This window comes from Thermococcus sp., from assembly GCF_027008145.1.
GTDB lineage: Archaea > Methanobacteriota_B > Thermococci > Thermococcales > Thermococcaceae > Thermococcus.
Genome location: NZ_JALTCZ010000005.1, coordinates 1 through 3,660, shown reverse-complemented (window position 1 = coordinate 3,660; position 3,660 = coordinate 1). Strand labels below are relative to the sequence as shown.

The 3,660-nt window shown below is 53.4% G+C and carries 5 protein-coding genes; 4 read left to right on the top strand and 1 reads right to left on the bottom strand.

Annotation, left to right across the window (positions count from 1 at the left end):
• A partial coding sequence (gene lonB / locus MVD07_RS00245) for an ATP-dependent protease LonB (protein ID WP_297497034.1) occupies positions 1 to 1,366 on the bottom strand: 1,366 nt, incomplete at its 3' end.
• Positions 1,367 to 1,478: 112 nt separating this feature from the next.
• On the opposite strand from lonB, the gene MVD07_RS00240 reads away from it, so the two are divergent.
• From MVD07_RS00240 to MVD07_RS00225, 4 genes are all read left to right on the top strand, one after another.
• Positions 1,479 to 2,267, top strand: coding sequence for a DUF2666 family protein (locus MVD07_RS00240; protein WP_297497030.1), 789 nt, complete (start codon positions 1,479 to 1,481; stop codon positions 2,265 to 2,267).
• 174 nt (positions 2,268 to 2,441) lie between these two features.
• On the top strand, positions 2,442 to 2,834 hold the full coding sequence (locus MVD07_RS00235; RefSeq protein WP_297497027.1) for a RidA family protein: 393 nt from the start codon (positions 2,442 to 2,444) through the stop codon (positions 2,832 to 2,834).
• Between the two features lie 39 nt (positions 2,835 to 2,873).
• Positions 2,874 to 3,245, top strand: coding sequence for a Mov34/MPN/PAD-1 family protein (locus MVD07_RS00230; protein WP_297497020.1), 372 nt, complete (start codon positions 2,874 to 2,876; stop codon positions 3,243 to 3,245).
• Between the two features lie 54 nt (positions 3,246 to 3,299).
• The coding region (locus MVD07_RS00225; RefSeq protein ID WP_297497023.1) for a metalloregulator ArsR/SmtB family transcription factor at positions 3,300 to 3,660 on the top strand (361 nt) is incomplete at its 3' end.

The window sequence follows — 3,660 nt, the reverse complement described above, 5'->3', positions numbered from 1 at the left end:
GCAGCACTATACCGCTCGCCTCTCCTATGACGGCAAGGCCGTTGACCCTTCCTATCTCGCTCCCCTCGGTCTTTATGACCTGATACTCCTTCTTCCTCTCAATATACCAGTCGGCGAGCTGTTTCTCCAGCGGTTTCGCCAATCTCAAAGCCTCAAGGACGTCCTCCCTCTCGACGTACCTCTTGCCCTTCTTGACCGCTATGTCGCCAGCGGCCCTCACTATTCCACCGAGGTCTCTCAGGCGGAGCGTCAGATGGCCCTTCCTGCCGGCCCTCTTCTGGGCCTCCCTCACTATCTCCCCGACTGCTTCACGGGTGAAGTGGGGAATCTTGCCGTCGCGTTTAACTTCCTGGGCAACGAACTGGACGAGCTTTCTCCTGTTCTCTATCGTGTCGGGCATAGTGGTGCGCATGTAGACCTCGTAACCGTAGCCCCTTATACGGGAGCGAAGAGCGGGATGCATCTTGTCAACGGTGTCCAAGTTACCTGCCGCGACTAGGATGAAGTCGCAGGGGACGGGCTCCGTCCTGACCATTGCACCGCTCGAAAGCTCGCTTTGCCCTGTAATCGGGAACTTCTTCTCCTGCATCGCCGTGAGGAGGCTCTGCTGCATCTTCAGGCTGAGGGTCGCCACCTCGTCTATGAAGAGGACTCCCTTGTGGGCACGGTGTATCATTCCGGGCTCAACGCGCTCGTGGGCTGGAGTACCAAGGCCACCGGACTGGAACGGGTCGTGTCTGACATCACCGAGCAGAGCACCGGCGTGTGCCCCCGTTGCGTCAACGAAAGGGGCCTTAATCCTTCCGCAGTTGTCCACGAGGAGTTTTGGAACCAGAACTGTGTTGCGGAAGCGCATGTTGGAGAGGGCCATCATGGTTAGGATTATAACGAAGAGGCCCATCAGGAGGGTTGTCGCTGAGAACTGGAGGAAGAGGGCGAACATTACCGTCAGCATGACGAAGAGGAGTATGTAAGACTTTACGCTCTCCTGACTCTTGGCCTTCTCGCGGTACTTCTGAACTACCTTCCTCCCCTGACAGGCCGGGACAGTCTTGATTTTAGGCATGTTCTCGTCCTCTGGATTGGGAAAGACGAGTATGTCCTCAAGGTTCTCCGTCGGCAGGAGCTCAGCCATCGCCTGACCCAGCATTGACTTTCCGGTTCCTGGTTCACCTATGAGGAGGACGTGCCTCTTCTGAGTAGCTGCGGTCTTTATGACCTCAACCGCGTGATCCTGGCCGATGACTTGGTCTATGAGCTTCTCTGGAACCTTGATTTCCTCCGTCGTGTTGAAATCAACACCAAGCTCCAAGTTCTCCCCGTACTCATGTGGAGTGAACCCACCAACCTTCTCCTCCTCACCCATTTCCAGTCCCTCTTCCACTTACTAAGTCCCAATGCTCGGGCCCACTTATAACCTTTATCGAGCCTAGGAAAAAGATAAAAGAATGGGGCGAGAAGTCTGAACGGTGAGAGTCATGAGGGTTGAAGACCATATTGCCTTCACCGCCAGGCACCTTGAATGGGAAGTGGCTAAGAGGCTCACCGAGATGGATGACGAGAGAATAGCGCTCTTCCTTTCGGCCGTCTCGAACTCAGTTAACGGGAGGATCCCCTTCTACTTTGGAGAGATCCTCAACGTCGATGGGCTGATATCTCTTGCGAACGAGCTTAGAAGGGAGAGCCTAACCGAAACCGTGGCACTCCTCAAGTCGCCGGGAACGGCTAGAAAACTTGGAGCCCTCGTGGGGGAGAAGGACAAGAAGCTGAAGAAGCTCATCGTCGATGCAGCCAAAGCCCTCCTCGTCAGGGAAACCCTCCGCGAGATAGCACCCGTTGACTACCCTGGGGGGAGCTTGAAGGGTGTTGACACAGAGTTTCCCTTTAGCGAGCCCCACGTGAACTTTACTGCAAAGCACAGAAGGTGGATAGTTGTCAAGAGGCTCATAATAGACGAAAAAACTCCGATGCTCGACGTTGCCAGATTGCTGGCGAGCATAAACGAGACGACGTCGCTGAAGATACCGGCTTACGCGGGAATCGACATTGAGGGCATCGAGAGTGAGTTCCCCTCCAAGAAGGCCAAGAAGGAGGACATACCGAAGGTCATAGAGGCCTACGAGACTTTAGAAGTTGAAGCCTTCGCCCAAAAACCCTTCATCGAGCACGCCCGCGTCTTCGCGCTCCGCACTGCCCTCGGAAAGGTAGGCCTCCCGCTGGATGTCCCTTCGAAGAACCTTGAGAAGTACCTTGAGAAGAAAGGATGATGAGGCCGAGGACACCCGAGGGAAGCCGATGAGGACTCTTCGCTTCGCTGACAGCAGGTAAAGCCTTATATCCATCCATCTTTTCTTTTAGGGGGTTTTCTAACCACATAAGCTGAAACACCACCCGAAAGATTTTTAATAACATTTATGAACTAATATCCAGAGGTGGTGGAGATGGTAAGCAGAGTTCCCGTTTACACTGAGGAAGCCCCAAGGCCGATAGGACCCTACAGCCAGGGAATAGTTGTGCGCAACCCGGATAAAATGATCTTTGTCTCAGGCCAGATACCGATAAACCCGAAGACGGGGGAGCTTGTGAAGGGTGACATCAGAGTTCAGGCAAGACAGGCAATAGAAAACCTCATCGCTATACTTGAGTCTGCCGGGGCAACCGTTGATGACGTCGCTAAGGTGACAGTCTATCTCGACGACATCGGGGACTACGAGGAGTTCAACAGAGTTTACGAGGAGTACTTCGGGCACTCAAAGCCGGCCAGAGCCGTTGTTGAGGTCTCCAAGCTCCCCAAGGGGGTCAAGGTCGAGATAGAGGCAATAGCCGTGCTGTGATTCGAAGCCTTTTTAACCCTTACATCCTCTTTTTTTACCATGATGGAAGTGAGGATACGGAGGGAACTCATGGAATACCTCCTCGAACTTGCCAGAAACGCCTATCCAAACGAATTCGCGGGCTTTCTCAGAGAAAAGGACGGGGTCTTCGAGGAAGTTTTGATAGCTCCAAACCCGCATTCCGGTCCCGGTTCGGTTTTCTTCAACACTTGGATGCTCCCCTACGACGAGAGCGTAAAGGGGACAGTACATTCCCACCCCTCCCCAAACCCCTGGCCATCGGAGGCCGACCTGGAGTTTTTCTCGAAGTTCGGCGGGGTTCATATCATAATAGCCTGGCCCTTCACCGAGGACAGTGTGCGAGCCTACCTGAGCGATGGAAGTGGCGTTAGGCTCAGAGTTGTCGATTAGTTCAATTGAAAAATTTTATTAGGAGGTTGTCCCTTTATTCCCCTGGTGAATGCGATGAAGGTTAAGGAGATCGTGGAAAAACTCAATGAGAAACAAAAGAAGACCGTGAAAAAGTGCATTGAGAACTGCGGTCTTCCGGAGCTGGAGGCTGAGGTCGAGACGGAAGTTTCTATGGATGTCGTCGAGTTCCTGAAGGTTATAGCGAATCCACTCCGCTTCAAGATACTCAAGATGACTAGGAATCACTGGCTCTGCGTCTGCATCCTGGCCCAGGTTCTTGAGGCTGACCAGACTCTCATAAGCCACCACCTCAGAACGCTAAAGAGGCTCAACCTCGTGGAGGAGAGGAGAGAAGGAAGGATGCACTTCTACCGGGCCAGAAGAGATGTGATAGAGAACTACCTCAAGAAAGTGG

What these genes read in the sequence shown, in the direction of transcription:
- MVD07_RS00240 (WP_297497030.1), top strand. Translation starts at nt 1,479, where the DNA reads ATGAGGGTTGAAGACCATATTGCCTTCACCGCCAGGCACCTTGAATGG.
- MVD07_RS00235 (WP_297497027.1), top strand. Translation starts at nt 2,442, where the DNA reads ATGGTAAGCAGAGTTCCCGTTTACACTGAGGAAGCCCCAAGGCCGATA.
- MVD07_RS00230 (WP_297497020.1), top strand. Translation starts at nt 2,874, where the DNA reads ATGATGGAAGTGAGGATACGGAGGGAACTCATGGAATACCTCCTCGAA.